Source organism: Desulfosporosinus sp. SYSU MS00001, from assembly GCF_049943955.1.
GTDB lineage: Bacteria > Bacillota > Desulfitobacteriia > Desulfitobacteriales > Desulfitobacteriaceae > Desulfosporosinus.
Genome location: NZ_JBNFTW010000002.1, coordinates 248,823 through 271,449, shown reverse-complemented (window position 1 = coordinate 271,449; position 22,627 = coordinate 248,823). Strand labels below are relative to the sequence as shown.

Annotated in this window: 20 protein-coding genes, 1 tRNA gene, 1 pseudogene and 1 riboswitch; of the genes and pseudogenes, 5 read left to right on the top strand and 17 right to left on the bottom strand. The window is 42.6% G+C overall.

Annotated elements, in window-relative coordinates:
• Positions 1–96: 96 nt before the first annotated feature.
• The 8 genes from ACPUYX_RS04670 to lepB all read right to left on the bottom strand — a co-directional run bounded on the left by ACPUYX_RS04670 (position 97) and on the right by lepB (position 6,304).
• Positions 97–1,512: an ArnT family glycosyltransferase gene (locus tag ACPUYX_RS04670; protein WP_426378553.1), complete on the bottom strand. Its 1,416-nt coding sequence runs from the start codon at positions 1,510–1,512 to the stop codon at positions 97–99.
• Positions 1,497–2,291 (bottom strand): glycosyltransferase, encoded by a 795-nt coding sequence (locus ACPUYX_RS04665; protein WP_426378552.1) that lies wholly within the window; start codon positions 2,289–2,291, stop codon positions 1,497–1,499. The genes ACPUYX_RS04670 and ACPUYX_RS04665 overlap by 16 nt, the downstream gene beginning before the upstream one ends.
• Before the next feature lie 51 nt (positions 2,292–2,342).
• Complete coding sequence (locus ACPUYX_RS04660; protein WP_047809223.1) at positions 2,343–2,879, bottom strand: spore maturation protein; 537 nt, start codon at positions 2,877–2,879, stop codon at positions 2,343–2,345.
• Positions 2,876–3,457 carry a nucleoside recognition domain-containing protein gene (locus tag ACPUYX_RS04655; protein WP_426378551.1) on the bottom strand — a complete coding sequence of 194 codons (582 nt, stop codon included), beginning with the start codon at positions 3,455–3,457 and terminating at the stop codon, positions 2,876–2,878. The genes ACPUYX_RS04660 and ACPUYX_RS04655 overlap by 4 nt, the downstream gene beginning before the upstream one ends.
• Before the next feature lie 104 nt (positions 3,458–3,561).
• Positions 3,562–3,999 (bottom strand): GerW family sporulation protein, encoded by a 438-nt coding sequence (gene ytfJ, locus ACPUYX_RS04650; RefSeq protein WP_426378550.1) that lies wholly within the window; start codon positions 3,997–3,999, stop codon positions 3,562–3,564.
• Between the two features lie 4 nt (positions 4,000–4,003).
• The gene (locus ACPUYX_RS04645; RefSeq protein WP_426378549.1) at positions 4,004–4,648 is read right to left on the bottom strand and encodes a DUF2953 domain-containing protein; all 645 of its coding nucleotides are present in this window, start codon (positions 4,646–4,648) and stop codon (positions 4,004–4,006) included.
• A gap of 109 nt (positions 4,649–4,757) precedes the next feature.
• Positions 4,758–5,408, bottom strand: a complete 651-nt coding sequence (locus tag ACPUYX_RS04640; RefSeq protein ID WP_426378548.1) for an HAD family hydrolase — start codon at positions 5,406–5,408, stop codon at positions 4,758–4,760.
• A 359-nt stretch (positions 5,409–5,767) separates the two neighbouring features.
• Positions 5,768–6,304, bottom strand: a complete 537-nt coding sequence (gene lepB, locus ACPUYX_RS04635) for a signal peptidase I (RefSeq protein WP_426378547.1) — start codon at positions 6,302–6,304, stop codon at positions 5,768–5,770.
• Between the two features lie 188 nt (positions 6,305–6,492).
• Between lepB and ACPUYX_RS04630 the strand changes: the two genes are divergently transcribed.
• The 3 genes from ACPUYX_RS04630 to ACPUYX_RS04620 all read left to right on the top strand — a co-directional run bounded on the left by ACPUYX_RS04630 (position 6,493) and on the right by ACPUYX_RS04620 (position 9,420).
• On the top strand, positions 6,493–6,687 hold the full coding sequence (locus ACPUYX_RS04630) for a YgaP family membrane protein (protein WP_426378546.1): 195 nt from the start codon (positions 6,493–6,495) through the stop codon (positions 6,685–6,687).
• A gap of 59 nt (positions 6,688–6,746) precedes the next feature.
• Positions 6,747–6,896, top strand: a riboswitch (FMN riboswitch).
• Between the two features lie 152 nt (positions 6,897–7,048).
• On the top strand, positions 7,049–8,020 hold the full coding sequence (locus ACPUYX_RS04625) for a DMT family transporter (protein WP_426378545.1): 972 nt from the start codon (positions 7,049–7,051) through the stop codon (positions 8,018–8,020).
• A gap of 662 nt (positions 8,021–8,682) precedes the next feature.
• Entirely contained in the window at positions 8,683–9,420 is a 738-nt protein-coding gene (locus ACPUYX_RS04620; protein ID WP_426378544.1) for a C40 family peptidase, read from the top strand.
• 297 nt (positions 9,421–9,717) lie between these two features.
• On the opposite strand, the gene ACPUYX_RS04615 is transcribed toward ACPUYX_RS04620, so the two are convergent.
• The 3 genes from ACPUYX_RS04615 to polA form a co-directional block, all read right to left on the bottom strand.
• On the bottom strand, positions 9,718–10,605 hold the full coding sequence (locus tag ACPUYX_RS04615; RefSeq protein WP_426378543.1) for a pentapeptide repeat-containing protein: 888 nt from the start codon (positions 10,603–10,605) through the stop codon (positions 9,718–9,720).
• A 98-nt stretch (positions 10,606–10,703) separates the two neighbouring features.
• Positions 10,704–11,525, bottom strand: a complete 822-nt coding sequence (mutM, locus tag ACPUYX_RS04610; protein ID WP_426378542.1) for a bifunctional DNA-formamidopyrimidine glycosylase/DNA-(apurinic or apyrimidinic site) lyase — start codon at positions 11,523–11,525, stop codon at positions 10,704–10,706.
• Between the two features lie 2 nt (positions 11,526–11,527).
• Positions 11,528–14,161, bottom strand: coding sequence for a DNA polymerase I (gene polA / locus ACPUYX_RS04605; protein ID WP_426378541.1), 2,634 nt, complete (start codon positions 14,159–14,161; stop codon positions 11,528–11,530).
• Positions 14,162–14,443: 282 nt separating this feature from the next.
• Between polA and ACPUYX_RS04600 the strand changes: the two genes are divergently transcribed.
• Complete coding sequence (locus ACPUYX_RS04600; protein ID WP_426378540.1) at positions 14,444–15,814, top strand: Na+/H+ antiporter NhaC family protein; 1,371 nt, start codon at positions 14,444–14,446, stop codon at positions 15,812–15,814.
• Between the two features lie 168 nt (positions 15,815–15,982).
• Here the strand turns inward: ACPUYX_RS04600 and ACPUYX_RS04595 are convergent, their stop codons facing one another.
• Positions 15,983–17,506, bottom strand: a complete 1,524-nt coding sequence (locus ACPUYX_RS04595; protein ID WP_426378539.1) for a sensor histidine kinase — start codon at positions 17,504–17,506, stop codon at positions 15,983–15,985.
• Positions 17,503–18,186: a response regulator transcription factor gene (locus ACPUYX_RS04590; protein ID WP_426378538.1), complete on the bottom strand. Its 684-nt coding sequence runs from the start codon at positions 18,184–18,186 to the stop codon at positions 17,503–17,505. The genes ACPUYX_RS04595 and ACPUYX_RS04590 overlap by 4 nt, the downstream gene beginning before the upstream one ends.
• 478 nt (positions 18,187–18,664) lie before the next feature.
• Here ACPUYX_RS04590 and ACPUYX_RS04585 point away from each other — a divergent pair.
• Positions 18,665–19,732, top strand: a pseudogene (locus tag ACPUYX_RS04585) (cell wall-binding repeat-containing protein); the annotation flags it as partial.
• A 651-nt stretch (positions 19,733–20,383) separates the two neighbouring features.
• On the opposite strand, the gene ACPUYX_RS04580 reads toward ACPUYX_RS04585, so the two are convergent.
• From ACPUYX_RS04580 to ACPUYX_RS04565, 4 genes are all read right to left on the bottom strand, one after another.
• Positions 20,384–20,469 (bottom strand) — tRNA-Leu (locus ACPUYX_RS04580).
• Between the two features lie 80 nt (positions 20,470–20,549).
• Positions 20,550–21,512 carry an acetyl-CoA carboxylase carboxyltransferase subunit alpha gene (locus ACPUYX_RS04575; RefSeq protein WP_426378536.1) on the bottom strand — a complete coding sequence of 321 codons (963 nt, stop codon included), beginning with the start codon at positions 21,510–21,512 and terminating at the stop codon, positions 20,550–20,552.
• On the bottom strand, positions 21,496–22,410 hold the full coding sequence (accD, locus tag ACPUYX_RS04570; RefSeq protein ID WP_426378535.1) for an acetyl-CoA carboxylase, carboxyltransferase subunit beta: 915 nt from the start codon (positions 22,408–22,410) through the stop codon (positions 21,496–21,498). Before accD ends, ACPUYX_RS04575 begins: the two co-directional genes overlap by 17 nt.
• A 2-nt stretch (positions 22,411–22,412) precedes the next feature.
• Positions 22,413–22,613, bottom strand: coding sequence for a glutamate decarboxylase (locus tag ACPUYX_RS04565; protein ID WP_047809209.1), 201 nt, complete (start codon positions 22,611–22,613; stop codon positions 22,413–22,415).
• Between the last annotated feature and the right edge of the window lie 14 nt (positions 22,614–22,627).

Below are 22,627 nucleotides of genomic sequence, written 5' to 3'. Positions count from 1 at the left end.
CGCTATTATCCTCTTTATGGTCTTTTATCCGGTTTTTAGGTCCCTTACTTCTATAAGTAGGGGTGGGTCCTTCGTTTCAGCTTTAGCTGAACGAGTTCACTTAGCCTTTCTAATTTTAGGTTGTTTGAGAGCAAAAACCCCCGGTCCGATTTCAGGGTAAGTTTCTTCAACCTTTTCCCAGAAAAGTTCGTGTTGTTGGGTTTTCGGAAGTCGAATAAAATAATCCCCCGGAAATTGCGAGAGCACTCTGTCCGGAGATTTCTCATATCCCATATCTAACACTTCAGAAAGCCGAAAGCCCACACGATGGGCATAATAAAATGTCATAGGTACCGGATCGCTTAAAACCAGAACACTAGAAGAAGGTGTATGATCCTTTATCCACTCTGCCTGGGTCAAGTATTCCGGATCCCATTGATATTTAGGTTTTAAATATGAATAAGATCCTCGGTTGAGTACTATTAGGAGCAGGAGAACAAGAACGAGTTGGAACCTTTTACATCCTTCTAAAGCGTAAGCACCTAATAAAGCAGCCAGAGGCATAATTGGAACCAGATAATAATCCAAGGGAATACGAACACAGACAATGCCTAGATAAAGCAAGGCAATGATTACCCATGTTAAAAGGGCTATTCGTCCATAAAATCGCTTAAAAAAGAGTCTTAATAAGCCCATTCCCGACAGAAAAATGGCGCTATTTGTTATACCATCATGTAAATTTTTCAGAAGTGGTTTCCAATTCAAATGTTTAGAGCCTGCAACTTGACTGGTTATAATTCCTGATACAAATTGGCTTGAGGAGCTGACATTCATATGTACCCATAAATAATATACCATTGGGAAACCCAGTGCAATCAAGCAATAGCTGATGAATTCCCTCCGATACGCTTGTCTCCAAGGGTAAAAGCCAAACAGCAGAGCAACAGGAAACAACATTAACTGCGGCAGCTTAGCTAATATTGCCCCTGCCATCATAACTCCAATCATCCAGACATCGTTTTTCTCAGGCGATTTTCTCCAGCGAATAATAAGAGCCAAAGCCCAAATACTTAAAGCTTGAGCCATTGGCTCAGGCATTACCACCCTTCCGTAATAAATCGACAGAGGCAATAAGGTATAAATCGCTGCCGCCAAATAACCTGCCCTCTCGGAAATCAAATGTTTCCCTAAATCATATAATCCGTAAATTGCCAGCAATGATAAAGCTATAGCCCAAAGCCGCCCCCAGATATCTGCCCAGCCCAATAATTTCCATGTCCATGCCAATAAATAGGGAAACAAGGGAAATTCCAATTCAACGTTTTGAGGTACTACACCGTCATAATTCAGCTGAGGTATCAGGACTTTGGGGAAATCTGTCAGATGGCTAAGCATATGAACCGCGATACTGGCCGTATCAGCCTGCCGCCATCCTTGATTATCCAGTAAGGGGTTTGTAATCCCCTTGAGGCGAAGGAGTAAAGCAATCCCTAGAATGAATCCCAACAAACACCATCTTACTCTTCGACCCATTCGACAAGACTCCACCTTTGTCGTTTTATCTGGTATATTAACTGGACATAGCCCCAAATCGTAGCCCAAATTTTCATTTTGCTTGCACCTTGTTTTAATTCGTAATGAAGTTTTAGCGGAACTTCTGTCACACGATCTGCAAAGGGAGCTATTTTCAAGAGCAATTCTACCATTCCGGAAAAATTGCGGCTCTGAATAATGTTCGGCCCGTATTGCCTTGTCCCTGCGGCCAATAAAGAAAGCCGATAAGCACGATAACCACAGGAATAATCATGGACACCTCTAATTGGCAGGAAAAAATTCATGACTTTTCCCGCTCCCCAAGAAAGTAATTTTCTCAGCCAAGAAAGACCATATTGTTCTCCGCCCTCAACAAATCTTGAAGCAATGGCCAAATCTGCACCTGAGCGAATCGCCTCCAATAGCAAGGGAATGCGATCAGCTGGTTGTGTGTTATCAGCATCCATAGTTACGACCATATCAGGAAATTCATCCGGAACACTTGTCATGGATGGCTTATGCGTTGCATTATAGTTTAAAACGTATTGAAATCCACTGTTTAAGGCTGCTCCTAGGCCTTGATTTTGAACATGGTTAACTTGGTGCACCGTTGAATAAATTTGAGTGTACCTCGTAATAATCTCAGGTGTCGTGTCAGTACTTCCATCATTAACTACGATAATTAAATGAGGAATATGAGCACAGGTCTGTTCAATATTGTCGAGCAGCACCGGAAGAGAACCGGCTTCGTTATAGGCTGGTAAAAGAATGTAAAGCATACTAACAAATTCCTCCTTTCGGATATTGTTAGTATGCGCAGAAATAATTCATTAAAACGTTTTTGTCACAATCCAGATCGAAGCAATTAAGCCTATAAAATCGGCCAATAATCCTAATTTAAGAGCATAGCGATACTTTCGAATACCTACCGATCCAAAATAGATTGTTAAAACAAAAAATGTTGTGTCTGTACTTCCTTGAAGGGTAGACGCTAAACGTCCTATATATGAATCAGGACCGTATTGGTTTATCAGTTGAGTCGCCACTCCAAGGGCCCCAGATCCGCTTAACGGACGCATTATCGCTAAAGGAATAATTGCCGCCACGTTTGAGTCCAATCCAAAATAAGCAAATATCGGCTGCAGCCAATGGGCTAGGATGTTCAAAGCTCCTGAATCAACAAAGATTCGAATTGATACTAACATGCCAATTAAAAACGGAAGTATTCGAACACCGGTATTGAACCCCTCCTCAGCTCCTGCCACAAAGGATTCATAAACAGGTACTTTACGCAAAAAGGCAATCACCGGGATAAACAAAAGAAGCAGCGGAATCGCCCAACGTGAAATTTCAGCAATTGCCTTCATTTTGTTGTCCTCCTACGGAGAAGATAATCCGCAATAATAGCCGAAGTCATAGCACATCCCGTTGCAATAATAGTTGTTCCGATAATTTCTGTTGGATTAGCCGAATTGGCTTTCAGCCTTACCCCAATAATTGTTGCTGGTATTAGAGTTATACACGAGGTGTTCAGGGCGAGAAATGTTATCATCGCAGGACTTGCCGTTTCCGGCGTAGGATTTTCCTTTTGCAGTTCTTGCATAGCTTTTAGTCCAAAAGGAGTCGCTGCATTTCCTAATCCCAAAATGTTGGCACTTAAATTCATAATTATGGCTCCAAGGGCCGGACTACCCGGTTTTAGGGTTGGGAATAAGAGACGAACGACGGGCCCAAAAAGACGGGCTATTCCCTTTACAATTCCCGCTTCCTCGGCTAAACGCATCAATCCCAACCATAAACTCATTACTCCGATAAGTTCAATGGCCACCTCGACCCCTAATTCGGCCGCTTTCATCGCCGAAACCGTGACAATTTCTATCTGCCCATTAATTGCTGAAATCAAAATGCCGATGACTAACATGATCAGCCAGATGAGGTTAACCATAGCCCACCCCCCTTAAAAAATCTATGAAAAAGGCGGACAAAAAAGAACGAGATCTTCTCGTTCTTTTATTGAATAGTACCTTATGTATTTTGGGCGGCTAGAACTTATTCTCTGGCCAGTATAATTTCATCAGAGGGTTTCCTTTTTTTGTGAAGCATTCCTGACAATTTGTCTAAAAGATCTGGCACTGTATCTAAGATACGATCAATAACGACATTACTATCGACTGGCAGCAGGCGAATGGTTCCATTGCCAACGACTAAGAAACCTACGGGTTGTACAGATACCCCGGCACCTGCACCGCCTCCAAAAGGAAGTTGGTTGGCTGAATCCCCTGTATTATTTCCGTTCTCTTTCTGCTGATCGGGCGGGGAAAATTCGCTGCCCCCTGCTGCAAAACCACAAGCTACCCGTGATATTGGAATAATAACGGATCCATCATGGGTTTCTACCGGGTCACCAATAATGGTATTAACGTCAACAATTTGCTGGATACTTTCCATGGCTGTTTTCATCAATAATTCTATAGGATGATTACCCATGCTACTACCCCCTTCTAGCCCGCTTGAAACTACGCACAGCATTAAATCCAACAAAAATAATATGACCGATTCTTAATTGGAATATGCATTGAATATCACATAAAAATCCTTCTTTTTTAAATTGTGGAACGACCACAAGTTCAGGATTCTTAACCTCTACGATAACTTGTTTGTAGAGACGGGCGAGGGCAAATCCAAACAGGCTCCAAAAAGCTCCTGCAGCCATCGCTGTTTGTACCGCATCCTTGTAACCAATCTCAATTCGCCATTTTATCGTTTTGCAATGGATTCCGCCATAAAACTTGTTCTTTAACCAAACTAATTGATGAACATAATTTCTCAGCTTAGGCCAAAGCCGATAGATCCAGCCTCCGCGGAAATATCGGAAACGTACGCTTGATTTTGCTTTTCGCCTGCCGCCCTTTCCTTCAGCCACTTGATCTATTTCTAATTCCGGACCTTTTTCCCATTCTAATTGGAGTGTTGGAATTTGATATTGAGTATGCCAAATTCCATGTAATGCTCGAAAATCAATTTCCAGATGATCTTTTTCCTCTACTCGCCGATAGCGAAAATCAACCTCTGCTTTTATCGCTAAACTTAAAAGAAAAAGAATCGTTAACGCGAGTAAAAAGGCTAAAACTCGCACAGTAACCCCTCCGAACCAAACACTATCGTCTAAATAATTCTCTAATTAACTAAGATGTCCGAAGGAAGGTTATATTATGCTAAAGATTCCTTCTTGTAACAATTATTTCCTACAAGAGCTCTAAAAATTCCAAAGGATGGCTAATTAAACGTTGAGCACCGTTTTGAATTAATTCCTCTCTCCCTCGATAGCCCCAAAGAGCTCCCACCCCGTACATCTTGGCAGCAGCTGCCGTTTGCATATCAACACCTGAATCTCCCAGATAAATAATCTCGGTCTGTGGAATAGCTAAATTCTTACTGATGTATAAAGCGCCTGTGGGGTCAGGTTTCCTAGGAATATCTTCTCTAGGTCCCAAAACAACTTCAAACTTCCAACCCGCAAGAAGAGCCGCTACAACTTTCCGAGTCAGTTCATCTACCTTATTAGACAAAACGCAAAGCTTAAGTTTACGTTTTGTCAGCTCATCAAGCAGCTCAGGGATACCCTCATAAGGTCTCGTTTTTTCAAGACATCGCTTACGATATTCCCTCATCATCAAATCAAAACATTCTGTAATGAAGGTTTCTTCTCTGGATTCTTCAGGTAAAGCTCGACTAACCAGGTTTCTGATACCATTTCCTATAAAATATTTATAGGCTTCCAGGTCATGCGCTTTCAAGTCTAAGGTTTTCAAAACCAGGTTCATTGAGTCAGCAATATCCTCAAGGGAGTTAACCAACGTCCCATCAAGATCAAAAATAACAGCTTTGTAAGTCATGATAGAATTATCCTCCTGCTTTAAAAATTCAAGTAGGTGTATGCTAAGGTTAAGTCAACGGAACGGAACAACAAAAAACTTGATTCTCCGGGTATAATCAGACTCTACAGGCATAGATAAAATCGTATATATAATCCGCCAGAACTGATTCTGAGGATTGGCATAATATCGTTATTCTCTTAGGGACTGAACACTAGGCATTGAACCGAGAACTAAAATGCGGGAAGTGTAATCAATTAACGGCCAAATGATTGTAGAGATGTTTTGGTCAAATGGTCCCCCATCTTTCTAACTGAAATTCATGAAATAAAGAAGAGAGTCCTTTCCAGGAGACTCTCCCTTATCATGAATCTTTCTAATTACTTAGCTAAGGTTCCAAACCGCTGCAAGGGCCAATATCTTAAAACTGCTTTTCCTTCGACCTCCTTGGCAGGCAAAGCTCCCCAATAATGGCTGTCGAGACTATGATTGCGATTATCGCCAAGTAAAAAATAAGCATCTTTGGGAACAACCACAGGACCGTAATTATAATTAGGAGCTTCCATTTCAAAGGGTTCTGTCAGAGGTTGATCATTAATATAGACCTTCCCGTTCGTAATTTGAACTTTGTCTCCAGGTAATCCAATAACTCTCTTGATCCAATAGTCCCCACTGGAATCCAAATTCTTTGGAGGGTTAAAAACAATGATATCATCCCTTTGTATTCCTGTAAATTTATAGAACAACTTGTCTACAATGACTCTATCCTGTTCATGAATAGTAGGCATCATTGACGGCGACGGTATCGTTGCCGCTTCCACCACATTACTTCGTAAACCCCACGATAATATAAAGGCAAAGATCAGAATTTCTGCAATTTCCATTATTACTTTAATTAAACTTTGCTTTTTCGCCAAAAAAGACCCTCCTTTAAGTTCTCCAAATTTAATTCGCTGCCTTTTAGAATTTCCCTCTTTTTAATGTTCTAGTTCTATTTTAATAGTCTTATTCTAAGCCATATCATTGTCTCCCTTCTCATATAGTCTCTTTCTTAAATTGCATTAACCCTTCAAGATATGGGAAAAAATAATAAGGGGGTGATTGTATGATATGTAATGTTGGAAAAACCGAGCAAATTGTTAGAATTATCATAGGAACAATTATTGTGCTTTTAGGTCTGGCCTTCAAAAGCTGGTGGGGGCTTATCGGACTCCTGGGGATAGCAACGGGATTACTGAGATATTGTCCGGTAAGTAATATTCTAGGAATTTCAACCTGCGAAGTTCGAGATGAGAAATAGTTTTATAATATAAGGCTACCCTTAAACAATAAATTCTGTTATACTTTCATTAACTGAATTTGATCCTTCGGGGCAGGGTGAGATTCCCTACCGGCGGTGACGATTGCCTGTGCAATTCAGCCCGCGACTCGATGCAGCCTTAACGATGCATCGACTGACTTGGTGAAATTCCAAGGCCGACGGTAAAGTCCGGACGAGAGAAGGTAAAGACTAGGTTTAGCCAAGCTGCTATCCTGGTCCCTCGTATATGCCTCGTGAAAGGAATTGTTTCTCGGGGTATTTTTCATGCACAATTTTCTTTTTGTGACATGTGAAGGTTCAATTCAAATACATGTTATAAGATATGGAGGGTTTGGATTTAATGCAAAAAAAGCAATCATCTCCTTGGGCAATTTGGTGGATCGCCCTTGGAGCGGCCATGTGGGGACTTGACGGTGTCTTTATTGTTACATTGCTCCACTATGTGACATCCTCTCAAATTGTCTGGATGGAACATATATTATTGTTTCTCTTTGCTGCTCCAGTGCTTATCTGGAAACGTCAGGAGCTGCGGCAATTAAAGCTCGCTGACTGGTTAGCCGTCATATTCATCGGCTGGGGCGGATCCGCCGTAGCTTCGATCCTGTTTACTGCCGGATTTACTTATGGCAATCCAAATGTTGTTCTCATCCTGCAAAAACTACAGCCGATTTTTGCCGTCCTCCTTGCCGCCTGGGTCCTTAAGGAACAACTGCGGAAAAACTATTGGAAATTATTTATCGCTGCACTCATTGGTGCCTACTTACTCACCTTTGGTCTGCACATTCCAACTACCGCCGCAAACACCTCACAGCTTATCGGGTCCTTATTTGCCATCGGCGCCGCTGCACTTTGGGGAGGATCTACGGTGATGGGCAAACATCTCGTTGGCAAATTGTCGTTTACCACGTTAACGGCACTTCGATTCGCTGTTGCTCTGCCTTTGTTGACAGTCATTATCTTAGTACAACATCCAAACTGGCTTATCATTGGCAAAGCCCTTAGTCTGGCACCTGTTTGGGCAAACCTCTTGTTTCAAACGCTCGTACCAAGCCTTGTAAGTTTGCTCCTTTACTACCGGGGGTTAGACGGCGTGAAGGCTTCTCATGCTACCATCGCAGAACTTGCCTTTCCTGCAACCGGCTTGCTTCTTAACTGGCTGATTTTACATCAGACTATTGATCTGGGGCAATGGGTTGGTTTTGCAATAGTCTGGATAGCCGTACTTCAGTTATCTCGGATGAACCACGAACCGGAAGCAATAGGGCTAAACCTTGAATCATCTGCTCAGCAAGCAGATCTAGCAAGCAAATAAGAGTTGGGATAATATAGGAACTAAGCCTTGACAATTACAGAGTCATTTCTATAATTACTAGAGTTTTTCAAAGTGAACTCGTTCAGCTAAAGCTGAACATCGGGGCTTCAGATACAAAAATGTCCAGTGAACATTTTTGCCGAGCCGCCTTTCCCAATAGGAATACTTAGAGGCGAAGGAGGACTCTACCCCACCTGAAGTTAACGAAGGACCCACCCCTACTTATAGAAGTGGGGGGCTTAAAAAATTGGATAAAATAAATGATTACTGAGGTAAGTGGTTAACACTTACCTCAGTTTTTGTCATACAGATCTATTACTTTGAAGAAATCCAACTACTAAATCTGATGTTTAAATTTCAGTTACATATGTTTGCCAATATTATGAAGATATTTTGAATTATCTTTAATATTTTAAGTAACTTTTCAAATTATCTCTTTTACTTCCTCTGTCATTCTTCCGTTTTCATTGACCATTAAATTTTTTACTTTTTATAACAACATTCCCGCTGAAAAGCTAAGTATTAGGAAGAATATGGTCTTTAAACCAACAACCTTTACTTTTCATATGAGTTTTTAGATGCTAAGATTTAAGCCATAACTTGTCCGTGAACATTGCGCACGTAAAACTTAACAAGTGATAAAATTCATTAGGAGGTAACAAATGCAGCAGAATTATACATTTAATAAATGGAGTCAAAAACTTAAACTTTTAGCAGCCAGTACATTTATTCTTACAAACCTGGTAACCTTCGCACCGACAGTCCAGGCTGCAACTCTCCTGAAATTAGGCTCTACTGGTGATAATGTCGTAACCTTGCAAAAAGAATTAGTTAATTTAGGATATACTGTCGGCCCAATCGACGGAATTTTTGGTTCCAAAACATTTTCAGCTGTGGAGAATTTTCAACAAGCTGATCATCTCCAAGTTGATGGAATCGTTGGTCCGCTGACTCAGAGCGCCTTAGATAAGGACCAATCTACCCAATCCATCCAAGCTTCCCAAGCTTCCCAAGCCTCTGCCACAAACTCTCCTACAATTGATGGGATCATTGCCAAAGCCAACAGTCTGCTTGGAATACCTTATTTATGGGGCGGCACTACTCCTAATGGTTTTGACTGTTCCGGTTTTACTCAATATGTTTTCGCTTCTCAAGGTATAGATCTGCCTCGTACCAGCCAGGATCAGGCAAAAGTCGGGACTTCAGAATCCTATGGAGACCTGAAACCTGGTGATTTAGTCTTTTTCTCCACAGCTGGAAACGGAACCATTGACCATGTAGGTATTTATCTCGGTAACTCACAATTCATTAGTGCTACAACTCACAAAGGTGTGGCCATTTACCCACTAACTTCATCCTATTGGCTAAACGCCTATAAAGGGGCTCAAAGGGTTTTATAATTTAACACAGAACAAAGTGAACTCGTTAAGCTAAAGCTGAACATCGGGGATTCGATGACGAAAGTGTCCTGTGGACACTTTCGCCGGAAGCGCCTAGCCCGTAACAAATTCTATCGCACTGAAGGGATAGACTCTCCCCCCAACGAAGCAAGAACGAGAACCACTCCCACTTGTAAAAGTGGGAGTCTTAAGAATGGATAATATTCAAAAATGACCGGGTATCCGGTCATTTCAATTTATAATGATAATCCAGATCGGATGCCGCCCTTTAAAGGATGATGATCGCTCAGTTTGGCCCTATGGGTTCTTGAAACTCCAGGAAGCCGGGCGAAGGAGCGAGTATGGCAACAGGGTGCTGTTATCACCTTTAGCGGCATTTATTTGTCCTTGAGTAAGAAAAATACTCCTACTTAGATTAGCTCCTCTAATGTCTGTGTCACGAAAATCAGCACCGATAAAATCTGTATCGCTGAGATCGGCTCCTCTCAGGTCAGCAGCAATAAGATATGCTCCCCTCAGATTGGCCCCTCTGAGATCAAACTTCCTTAAATCTTTACCAATAAGATCGGCTCCCCGTGAAAATGTCTTTCGCCGACCTGCATGAACTTTTTGCTCCAGGCAGGCATCAGCGCGTACAAGTTCGCTGACTTTTAAGAGCAGTACATTGACATCATTTCGAAGGGCAGCCACGTCAAGTTCCAGGACCAAATCTGGTCTTTGATCAGTCAAGGTTTCTATCCTCTCAAGCATGGCGCTGATTGCGCCGTGAATAGGAGAGGCCGCCTTCAAGATCAGCGCTCCAGTTAAATACCAGAGTAATTCATGAAGCTGCCGCATAATTAGAAACACCTCAAACATTTGCTCTGCCGATTCCGGATCTTTCTGCCAATCCTTGCGGACATAGCTGATCTGGGAAACCTTTTGACCTGCTCCAAAACAGTCAAAAGCAAGACATCCTTTTAAGCCAAGTTCCCGGAGATTTTTATGAACATGACAGAGAAAATCAGATTGCAGGTTAAGGCAGGGCTGACCTGCCTTTTTGTCTATTGGAAAACCTTCTGAAGCCGAAAAATAGAGTGCGACACAGCACAAACCAAAACAATTTTCACAGTCGGCCCGCAGTTGAGAAAGAATTCTATCTGACCATGAGGATGGATAGTCCCGATTGACAAATAACTCGTTCATTGTGTATACCTCGTGCTTACCTGAGATTTATGTCGATAACTTGCCCATAAAAACAGCCCTTCAAAACGGGCTGATTGGACGTTACCGCTGAGTGAACGTTACTTTTGACATTTTGGGCAATAGACCGTTGTGCGGCCGGCTAAACGCAAGCGTTGTAAAGTTTCACCACAAATACGGCAAGGGTCCCCCCCTCTGCCATAAACCTGGAGAGCCTGTTCAAACAGCCCCTTTTCTCCATTAGCATCTCTGTAATCTCTAAAAGAAGTCCCTCGGGCATCAATTCCTGCCTGTAAGACATCCCTAATGGCTTGATGCAGGTGCTTAATCTCCTCTTCTGAAAGAGTATCCGCTTGACGCTGAGGAGATATACCCGCTCGAAAAAGAGATTCATCCGCATAGATGTTCCCTAACCCGGCAAGGACATGCTGATCCAGCAAAGCGGCCTTAATGGCAACTCTTTTCCTGGCTAAACAATCTTTCAGAACATTGTGCGTAAACTCAGGTTCCAAGGGTTCCGGGCCAAGCTTACTTAGTGAAGACTCTTTGACACATAGTAAAGTAGGAATAGCTTGTATTCTGCCAAATTTCCGGACATCCGAAAAATGCACCTCACCATGCTCCAAAGTAAGGACTACATGGGTATGCTTTTCCGGCTCTCTATGTTCCGGATAATAATTAAGCCGCCCTGTCATGCGCATATGGGCGATTAAGGTCATCTCCTCATCCAAGCGGATGAGGAGATATTTTCCCCGCCGATCAAGACCTGTTATGCGGCGTCCCAGGACTAGTTCTTTAAAACTTTTATCCTTCCAGCCACAAACAGCGGAGGGCCAAATAAGGGATATGTCTTTTATTCTTAAATCCTTAATGTGTGCTGCTAAAGTTCGTCGAATGGTTTCGACTTCTGGTAATTCCGGCATAACTACTCCTTATTATCATTAGGCTGATATGGCTTCATATCGTACCAATTTGGTCCGACTTTGCAATCGACTGTCATGGGAACTGATAAAGGAAAAGCATTTTCCATGGTTTCTTTTAAAATCAGAGCTACCTTCTTTAAATCCTCCGGAGCAACTTGGAGCAGCAATTCGTCATGGACTTGCAGGAGAACAGCAGCTCGATAGGGTTTTATCCCTTCTGCGACTTGAATCATTGCCAACTTCATAATATCTGCCGCAGTTCCCTGAACCGGTGTATTCATTGCAATCCGTTCTCCTAGCTGCCTTTGAGCCCTGTTAGCATGATATAATTCAGGAATCCGGCGCAGACGATTAAATAAAGTACGGACTTGTCCATCTTGTTTAGCTTGAGCGACTACGCTTTCCAAATAGTATTTTACGCCGCTATACCGTTTAAAATATTGTTCAATATAAAACTTAGACTCTTTGCGGGGAATTCCCAAATCCCTGGACAAACCGAACTCGGTTAAGCCGTAGACAAGCCCAAAATTGACGGCCTTGGCACTTCTGCGCATATCAGAGGTAACTGCTTCCAAGGAAACCCCAAAAACTTCGGCAGCGGTTCTGGTATGAACATCTTGTCCTAAGGCAAAAGACTCGCAGAGGAGGGGATCTTGAGAATAGTGGGCTAAAATACGCAGTTCAATCTGAGAATAATCTGCGGAAAGAAGGAGATAACCCGGTTCAGTTGCGTGGAAGACTTTTCTTAACTGCCGCCCTTGTTCCAAGCGAATCGGGATGTTTTGCAAATTAGGCTCCGTACTGGACAGCCGTCCCGTTGCTGTAACGGTCTGCTGAAAGGTCGTATGAATTCTGCCTTCTTTCTCTTGGGCAAGTAAGCCATTAACATAGGTTGACATAAGTTTATTTAGCTGACGATAATCTAAAATTTTCCCGATAATCGGATGGGCTGAACGAAGCTCTTCCAACGTCTCAGCATCTGTAGAATATCCCGTTTTAGTCTTTTTAGCAGCAACTAATCCGAGTTTTTCAAACAATATCGTCCCCAACTGTTTGGGAGAATTAATGTTAAAGGACGTTTCTGCTAAATCATAGATGTCTTGTTCTAATTGTTTTAAGGTAATGCTGATTCCCTCACCGAAATGTTCCAATTGCTGAATATCAATGCCAATCCCCTGTCGCTCCATTTGAGCCAGGACCAGACTTAAAGGCTCTTCAATCGTATGCAGCAAATCTTCCAAGCCCAAAGTTTCAAGGTCTTTTTGATATTTCGGAGTAACTTGGGCCAGAGCTGCAGCCTCCTCAGCAATACTTTCAAAAGCGTCTATCATAGGAACATATTCTTTGACTAAATCCAGAGGAGCAAACTTCGTGCGGGACGACTGAATCAAGTAAGATGCTAAGCCAAGGTCAAAGGACACTCCCTTTAAGCACTTGTTCTCGTTCCCAAGCAATAAGTCCACCGTTTTCGAATCAGCCAAAATCTTTGGTACTTGTTCATTTGCCAACAACTCAAGCCATGCCTCAGAAACCTTTGAGGATACGTCTTCCCGAGACAGTTTAAAGGTCTCCTCTGAAACAGCAGCTCCCCACTCAAGCCAGTGTCCCCCTTGCAGCCCGGTCTTCTCATAACGGCAAGTCAACGTGAGGGCAGTTTTTGAGTTTTGCCATTCCTCTATCTGAGTTAACCAACCTTCTTCAGAAAGCTCACGGACCGGCCAGGTTGCTAGGGACATTTCTGCAGTATCCTGCCTTGCCTCTTCATCCTTGGAGTGACGCTCCTGCCATATGCGTGCGACATTTCTTAGATCATATTTATTTAAAGCGGGAAGAACTTTATTCGCTTGAGGCCAACGATAAATAAAGTCCTCCAAGGAAAATTCCAGAGGAATCTCCGTTAACATCGTTGCTAAAGTTTTACTTAATCTTGCTTGGTCTGCATATTCCTTTAAACTGCTTTGCAGTTTTTTCCCAGAGACCTTCTCAGCATTCGCTAAAACGCCCTCGACTGTTTCATATTCCCAAAGCAACTTTAGGGCAGTTTTCTCCCCAACGCCCGGAACACCGGGAATATTATCGGAAGTGTCTCCCATCAAGCCTTTTAAATCGATAATTTGGTGGGGACGCAGCTGATAACGCTCCCACAAAGCATGCTCATCGTAGCATTCTACCTCGCTGATTCCCTTCTTCGTTAAGTAAATATGGGTCTTAGGCGAGATCAATTGTAAAGCATCTCTATCACCGGTGTAGACCTGAATCTGCATCCCCTGCGCTTCAGCTTGCTTTGTCACGGCCGCGATGAGATCATCTGCTTCGTAGCCTGCAAGTTCCAGCATCGGCACGTCCAGCTCGGCAAGAATTTCTTTGAGATAGTCGAATTGCGGACGCAAACCTTCAGGAGTTGCTTTTCTCTGGGCTTTATATCCTGCATACTGCTCTATACGTACTGTTGCCTTAGTTTTATCGAAAGCCACCACCCAGTAGTCCGGATGTTGTTCTTGTTCTAAACGAAATAACATCGTCAAAAAACCCTGCAGCACATTGGTTGGGCGTCCATCGGATGTTGTTAGCAAAGGTAAAGCATAAAAAGCGCGATTCGCTAAGCTGTTTCCGTCTAATATCAGCATTTTCGGCATCGTGAAAACCCCTTTCTCTTCGCACTTTACTATATCATACCCACTTGTTTCTAACAAACACAACTGCTCTTCCAAAGGCTATTAGCTTTTTGTTGTTATTTTTTAATGTTGTTTTTTTTATTTGCTGTTGTTTTGCTCTGGGATCAGATGGAGTGCTACAATAAAAGTTAACATTAGTTAACCAATACTTCTTTCTCTCTTTCTTTGAGAAACCAATACCATCCGCTGCAATCTTTCAAAGCCAAGGCCAATCTAAAATTCAACAACGAAAGGGAACCTAGCGTGAAGTATAAGAATATATATCTTTTGTTCAGTGTGCTTATTACTTTTGTCCTCCTCCTCTTTAGTACCCTCAAAGGAATATTTATAGGTTTTCCCCTGATTCTATGTTTTCTCAACTTTGCCGGCATCGCTCATCAAAGAGGATATCCCCTGCGAGAGATTATGGGGATGTCTTACCGGGGCGGTAAAAAATCTCTCCTTGTTTTACGTATTCTTATTCTTGTAGGTGCTATTACCTCCCTCTGGATAGCCTCCGGAACGACTCCGGCCATTCTTTATTATGGAATGCTCTGGATGAATCCCCACTTATTCATTATGTACGCTTTTCTGATCAGTTCCGCAGTTTCCTTTTTGCTGGGAACCTCCTTCGGCACCGTCAGCACGGTTGGCTTAGCTTTGATGATCATGGCGAAAAGCGGTCAGATTAACAGTAATATCGCGGCAGGGGCTATTATTGCCGGAGCCTATTTTGGCGACCGCTGCTCCCCCATGTCCTCCAGCGCAAATTTAGTTGCTCATTTAACCCAATCTGACCTGTACGCAAATATCAAAGGCATGTTGCGAACAGGAACATTACCCTTTCTTCTCTCTATCCTGGCCTATCTTGGATTATCAATCTACCAACCGTTACGATTCACCGGGACCACGATGATTAACGAAATATCTCTTCTATTTACCCTTCACTGGATTGTTTTGCTGCCTGCCCTGGCAATCTTGGTACTTGCTGTTTTCCGGGTTGACGTTAAAATCTCTATGGTTGTCAGTATTTTGCTGGCCATCATTATTAGTTTGAAAGTACAACATTATCAGGTTCTTGAGATTCTTAAATTTGTTCTGTTTGGCTTCACTCTTCATACCAACAGCCCTCTTTCCTCAATTCTTCAGGGCGGTGGTATCCTATCGATGTGGAAAGTCTCTGTGGTTGTTTACATATCCTGCTGTTGGGCCGGTCTTTTTGCTGAAACCGACATTTTAAAGGATTTAAATGAATTCCTTAGGACGATAAATTCACCTTCCGCAAGATTTCTGATGACTACACTCATGAGTCTTCTCACCTCAATTCTCGGCTGCAGTCAAACGATCTCTATCGTTTTAACCCATTCCTTGATGAATGACGTTTATACCAACGGCCAATCATCAAGGGCTCAATTAGCTCTTGACTTAGAAAATACGTCAGTCCCCTTAGCAGCAGTCATACCCTGGAACACAGCAGCCTTTGTGCCCTCTTCTACTCTAAATGTTAGTTTGACGGGATTCATCCCCTATGCCTTTTATCTTTATCTGTTGCCTCTGACTCAAATAATCTTCTCTAGGCTAATTAAATCCCTATCATCACCAGTTCATCGTTTGAAGAAGCCAGGAACGCTCTAAGTGAATTCGCTCAGCTAAAGCTGAACATCGAGGGCTTCGGTGACAAAAGTGTCCTATGTACACTTTCGCCAAGAGCGCCTAGCCCATTAAAGTTTCAAGAAGGAATAGTTCCGAGTAAAACAATGACTCTGTACACATCACTGTGTTCAGAGTCATTTATAATGGCTATTATTCAGATGTCTCGGCAAGCGGGAGCCAAACGCAAAAGGCAGTTCCTTCGTCAACAACACTATCGACCCTAATTGTACCACCGTGAAGTTCCACAATAGATTTGGTAATTGCTAAACCAAGCCCTGCACCCCCATATTTTCGAGTTCGAGAAGAATCGCTGCGGTAAAAACGATCAAACAATTTGGGCAAATGTTTCTCAGAGATCCCTGAACCATTATCACGGATAGACAATTCAACGCCGCCCTTGACATTAATTAATGAAACTTTAATTTCACCTTTCTCAGAGTCGGTGTGTTGAACCGCATTATGAAAGAGATTCAAGATAACTTGTTTAAGACGGTCAACATCAAACCAACCCCTTATATCAGATGTCAGCTCTAAGATAACCTTCCGGTCTCCAGCCAATAATCTTAGCTGGGGAGCCATTTCTTTTATAACCTCGTCCAAAACAACTTCATTTCTCTGAATATTGGGTGAGCGGTCAAGTTTAGCCAATAAAAGAAGGTCTTCGACCAACTTCTTCATACGTTCTGATTCAGCGTACATACTCTTTAAGGAACGATCAAGCATATCCGGCTGATTTACGGCACCGCGCAACAGTACCTCTAAAAAACCATGAATAGCCGTCAAGGGAGTGCGCAATTCATGAGAAGCATCGGCAACAAAGCGTCGCATTTGCTCTTTGGACTCTATTTCCGCATCGAAGGATGACTCAAGCCGCTGCAGCATCCCATTAAAGGAATTAGCCAAATGATCGATCTCGACTTGGCCTTGATCGACAGGTATACGTTCAGCAAGATTACCGGCATCAATTTGTTCCACCTTATCAACCATGTTTGATAGAGGGACAAGGGTTTTTCTCAGCACAGGGATAAAGGTTAATATCCCAATGATAAGAGCGACTAGAGATACCCCAAGAAAAACAAGCAGTTGATGCAACATCATATTCTTTAGAGGTTTAGTACTGATGCTCACCTGAATTAGTTCCTGAGTATGATCTTTCGTTCGCATCGTTTGCAGAACGATGAGCTGCTCATTATCTCCTGTTGGATTAACAATTTTATAGGATAGATGATGTTCATCGCTTTGCAAAGCATTCTTATAGTCCTCCTCTGGTAAACGAGGAGATGTTCCCCCATCCCCGGAACCATTAGTAAGCTCTGTGAATGTCCCCTTCTGATTAATAAGTGCAATGTGAGCGTCTTGGATTAAGAAGAAAGGTCCATGGCGATGGGGCTCCGATGAACTTGAATCCGTCGGACCATTAGAATTATCCTTTGGAATGCCTATGGTATCTTGATCGCTATTAGCCATCATCATCCAAGCATCAGGCGGGAGAGATTGAATCTGGCTCTGAATGCTTTTGGCCTGATTCTGATAAATAAACCCCTGCATGAAAATATATTGCAAGAATCCAATAACGATTAATAATCCGGCCAAGAGCATAAGAGAACCGGACAAGAGCTGAAAACGCAGGGAATTAGGAACTATATAACGTCTCAGCCGAGTTTTTAAGCTCATGATATGTCAACTCTGTATCCCGCTCCGCGTAATGTTCGAATTAGGCGATGTTCTTTGTCATTAAGTTTATCTCGCAAAGACCGAATATAAACCTCGACGATATTTTCGTCTCCGCCGAAATCATAGCCCCATACTTTATCTAAAATTTTCGCTTTACTCAAGACGATACCTTGATTCAGCACCATAAATTTGAGCAGTTCATATTCTGTAGTTGAGAGCTCCAGTACGCGCTGTTGGTAGAGAATTTCTTTACGCAGGTCATCGATTCGAAAGTCTCCGATGGCTACCTCGCCCATAAGATTTGGAAATTGATTGCGTATTCGCGCTTGTATACGTGCTAAAAGTTCCTCAAAACTAAAAGGTTTGATCATATAATCATCCGCGCCCAAGGTCAGCCCTTTTACACGATCGTCAACTTCGTCTTTCGCAGTAAGCATAATGATCGCTACATTTTCCGTCTTTTTAAGCATCCGGCATACTTCAAAACCATCCATTCCCGGCATCATAACATCCAGGATAATAATGTGAGGGTGAAACTCTTTAGCAAGGGTAACCGCTGTCATTCCATCCTGGGCCGTTTGGACCTCTAAGCCCTCATTCAGGAGTCCCATTTCTAAAAACTGCAAAATATTTGGTTCATCATCTACAAGAAGTATTTTTATACCTTTTAAGCCCTGCATTCCTAAGTCCTCCAAATCATAGAACCTTTTATTTAGACATTATTCTCAAAGATCTTAATTTATTTTCCTATATGCAGCTGAATTAGTACTGAAGAGTTCCTGAAAGTTTGCTGAAGGAATAGCAAAATGCATATGTATATAATAAAATAGAGCCCCTAAAGGCTCTTAATAATTTCATTTTGGTGGGCGAGTCATATCAATGCTTTAAGCCGTTTTTTCCTGGTAAGATGTAATCGATTTGCCCTTTATTATAGCACATTTCTTATAGACAAACTACAGCTAAACCCACAGCTCAAAAGTGCATTGTAAACTCGAATCCCCGTCAAGTGTCTTTAAGATTATTTGGTACATACGAGCTGCCTACATAAGGTGTTCATAGTAGAGGACATGGAAAATGTTTCAATCACGTTTAGTCAAATTTCCGTGCTATAATTCAGGGGTAAAAAGGGTTTCAAATTGTGAGGAGCATATATATTACATGAAAAAGTTCAGCAAAGTAATAGCATCCTTAATTATCTCGGCTACGTCACTCACAATGGTTCCTTTCAATGCATTTGCAACCGGCACAATGCCAACCCGTTTATCTGGAACAACGGCTGAACAAACTGCAACAATTATTGCAGATCAGACAGGTTGGACAGGCACAGCAATCCTTGCACCCTCAACTTCCTATGGTTTGTGTGATGCACTAGCAGCTGGCCCCTTGGCTTATTCCTTGAAAGCTCCAATTCTTCTGCAAGGATCCCAAGTTACTCTCAATGTCGATACGAAAGCTGAACTCACGAAACTCAGTGTTAAAAAAGTTTATGTAACCAGTGGAACGGCAGTTATCAAGCAAGGGGTTATCGATGAGCTAAAAAGTATGGACATCACAATCGTTCCCCTTGGTGGATTCGATAAATATGAAACATCCGTCAACATTGCTAAACAAATGACTGGAGTAACTAAAGTTGCTATTACTAATAGCATCCAAGATGCACTCTCAATTGCCTCAATAGCTTCGGCAAACAATGAGCCAATTCTTTTGACTGAAAAAGATGTTGTGCCAACAAGTGTACAAGCATATTTAGCATCCACCACTGGATCAGCAATCACTTCTTCCGATATCATCGGAGGGACAGGTGTCATTAGTGCTACAGTAGAAGCAAAGCTCCCAAGCCCGACCAGACACTTCGGTCAAACAGCTTATGATACGAATGCACAAGTTATCTACGACTTCGGCTCAACCATCAATTTTGATCAAGTATTTATTGCTAACGGTGTAACTGGTATTGATGCTCTGGCTGGTGCTCCACTGGCAGCTCAGACTAATTCACCTATTGTACTCATAGATGGAGTTCATTCTGCCACTGCTTCTTATGCTGGCAAGATTTCAACAGTTAGTGCTCTTTATGGTGCTCTTGATGGCAATGGAGATGGTACTGCTGAAGATGCCCTTAATGATAAGATTACCGTAACTTTGTCATCATTTACCAACCAAGCCTCGGGTGTCACTACTGCTCTCGGTGGGACTGCTGTTGTACCCGAATCTTTACGATTTGGAGTTCCTATTGCTAAACCTAACCTATCCGACTTCACAGTGACAGCTTCAGGCACGGCAGTAACACCTTCAGCAATCTCAGTGTCTTATGCATCAGTAACTTTAACAGTCCCAAAAACTGATCAGCCTGTAGAATATAATGTATCCTACAAAGGTGGAGACCCAGTAGTTGCCAATACTCAAGCTTCAAGTACAGCACCAATCAACGTAAAAGTTGGTCAAAACTTTAATATAATTTCCAGTAGAGCAGGTAACCCAGTATATGATTGGGTCTATGTTCCAAATAATGATCCTATAACGTTAATTAAACAAACTGGTGTTCCAATTGGCCCTCCTGGGGTTGTTGGATTAGGAGGAGAAGTTGTATCGACTTTCCAAGCTACTCAAACTGGAAGCTTCACAGTGCAATATACTAATGTGGGAGAATCTAAAACAATTGATTATGTAATAAACGTCAGCTAAGGGATTGTACAATTTGCTAGGGGCAAACCGTTCCTAGCAAATTCTTTTTTAGTAAATGATTAGACCCCATAAATTGTGCCTTTTCAATGTATCGGTCACACCTACCTCTGAATACAACGGTCCAAAACACAAAAGGAGCTGGCAATTTCTTACCAACTCCGTTAAACCCTTAATATAACTGTGTTTCATTAAGTGTGGTGGGCGAGGTGGGACTTGAACCCACACATACTCACATATATCGGTTTTTGAGACCGACGCGTCTGCCATTCCGCCACTCGCCCAAATCATATTTGCAATGAATTAATACGACTTAGCTATAATAACATTATTTGAACACTTAAGTCAAGCTTTTTTTAGAGTATTAGACCGATTTATCTTGGAACGTTCCAATCGCCCGAAGCTTCTGGTACCGTTTCTCTTGCAGAGCTTCCGGAGACTCTGTCCGCAGACGGACGAGGTACTTGGCAATAACCTCTGACAATTCATCAGCTGTCTGCCTTAAGTTATAATGCGCTCCACCTTGAGGTTCTCTGACTACTTCGTCCGCAACTCCCAATTTTAACAAATCTTGGGCTGTGAACTTCAAAGCTGCCGCAGCTTCTTTAGCCTTTGAGGTATCTTTCCAAAGAATAGATGCGCAGCTTTCCGGAGCAATGACAGAGTAAAAGGAATTCTCCAGCATCAAAATAACGTTTCCTACCCCTAGCGCCAATGCACCGCCGCTTCCACCCTCTCCGATAACCGTACTGATCACCGGAACATGGTACCCGGACATAGCCAACAAACATCTTGCAATAGCTTCACCTTGTCCCCGTTCTTCGGCTGCTAAATCGCAGGCCGCACCAGGGGTATCAATAAAGGTCAAAATCGGTCGCCCGAACTTCTCTGCTTGATCCATTAAGCGCAAGGCTTTGCGATACCCTTCAGGATGGGGCATACCGAAATTGCGCTTAATGTTTTCCTTGGTGTCTTTTCCTTTAACTTGAGCAATCACCGTCACTGGTACACCTCGGAAAAAGGCCATCCCGCCGGCAATAGCCTGATCATCAGCATACAACCGGTCTCCCTTAAGTTCAATAAAATCATCAAATAAGAGCGGCGCATAATCGTAGAAGTTTGGTCGCTCTGGATGTCGGGCAATCTGGACTTTTTGCCACGGTTCAAGATTGCCGTAAATTTCTTTCTTAAGAAGAGAGACTTTTTTCTCTAAGGTCTCTACTTCACGGGAAAGATCAATATCTTTTTCAGCAGAAAACTTTTGCAGTTCCGCTATTTTCCGTTCAAGTTCTATAATAGGTTTTTCAAATTCAAACAGTTGCGCCATGCTGAACCCCTTCCTGATGGTACCGCAACAAACGTGCCAGTGTAGACCGCATTTGAGCACGTTCTACAATAAGATCGATCAAACCGTGCATTTGATTAAACTCAGCCGTTTGGGCTCCCGCCGGCAATTCTTGCCTCATTGTCTGCTTGATGACTCTCGGTCCGGTAAATCCTATTAAAGCATTCGGTTCAGCAATTAAAATATCACCAAGAGAAGCATAGCTGGCCGTGACCCCTCCAAAGGTCGGATCTGTAAGTACCGAAATATATAACAAATGATTTGCAGCTAACCGTCCCAAAGCTGCACTTGTCTTGGCCATTTGATAGAGAGAAAGAATTCCTTCTTGCATTCGGGCACCGCCGGAAGTAGAGAAAATGACAACGGGCAGGCGCAAATCAATCGCCCGTTCAACGGCACGAGCAATTTTTTCCCCGACTACAGACCCCATACTGCCCATCATGAAATTAGCTTCATTAAAAGCCAAAACAACAGGAATTCCCTCAATCATAGCCCGGCCTGTAAGAGCCCCTTCAATCATTCCCGCTTTTTCCTGAGCCTCAAGAAGTTTCTCGTCATAACCGGGAAACTCTAAGGGGTCAAGAGTAAGGATTTCCGAATCCCATTCTTCAAAGCTGTTTTCATCAGCAAGCAGCGCTAAACGAGCTCGAGCGGAAATTCGAAAATGATAGGTACAAGTTGTACAAACTCGCGCATTTTCCTCAAGATCTTTAATAAAAAGAACCTCACCGCATTTCGGACATTTTACCCACAACCCATCAGGCAGTTCTTTCTTAACAGCTTTAGGTTCTTGGCGTGCACCATCAGGCGTCGTACGCTTGGGAGCGGGAGTCGATTGAATCGTAACGTATTTCGTTTTTCGAAAGATATCTTTGAACATAGTTAGCTCCCTATTGCGCCGGTAATAATTTCATAGGCTTCATCTGCTTCAGATTCAGGTACAAGAATTTCCACTGAAGCATGATCCCCCAAATGCGCAGAACCAATGGGTCTTAATTGAACAAGCATTCCTTCGTCTGTGAGAATTGTTTTATATTTTTCCGCGATTAACTTGTTGGGTGCGATATAAATGACGGTCCACACAGTAATAGCCCCCT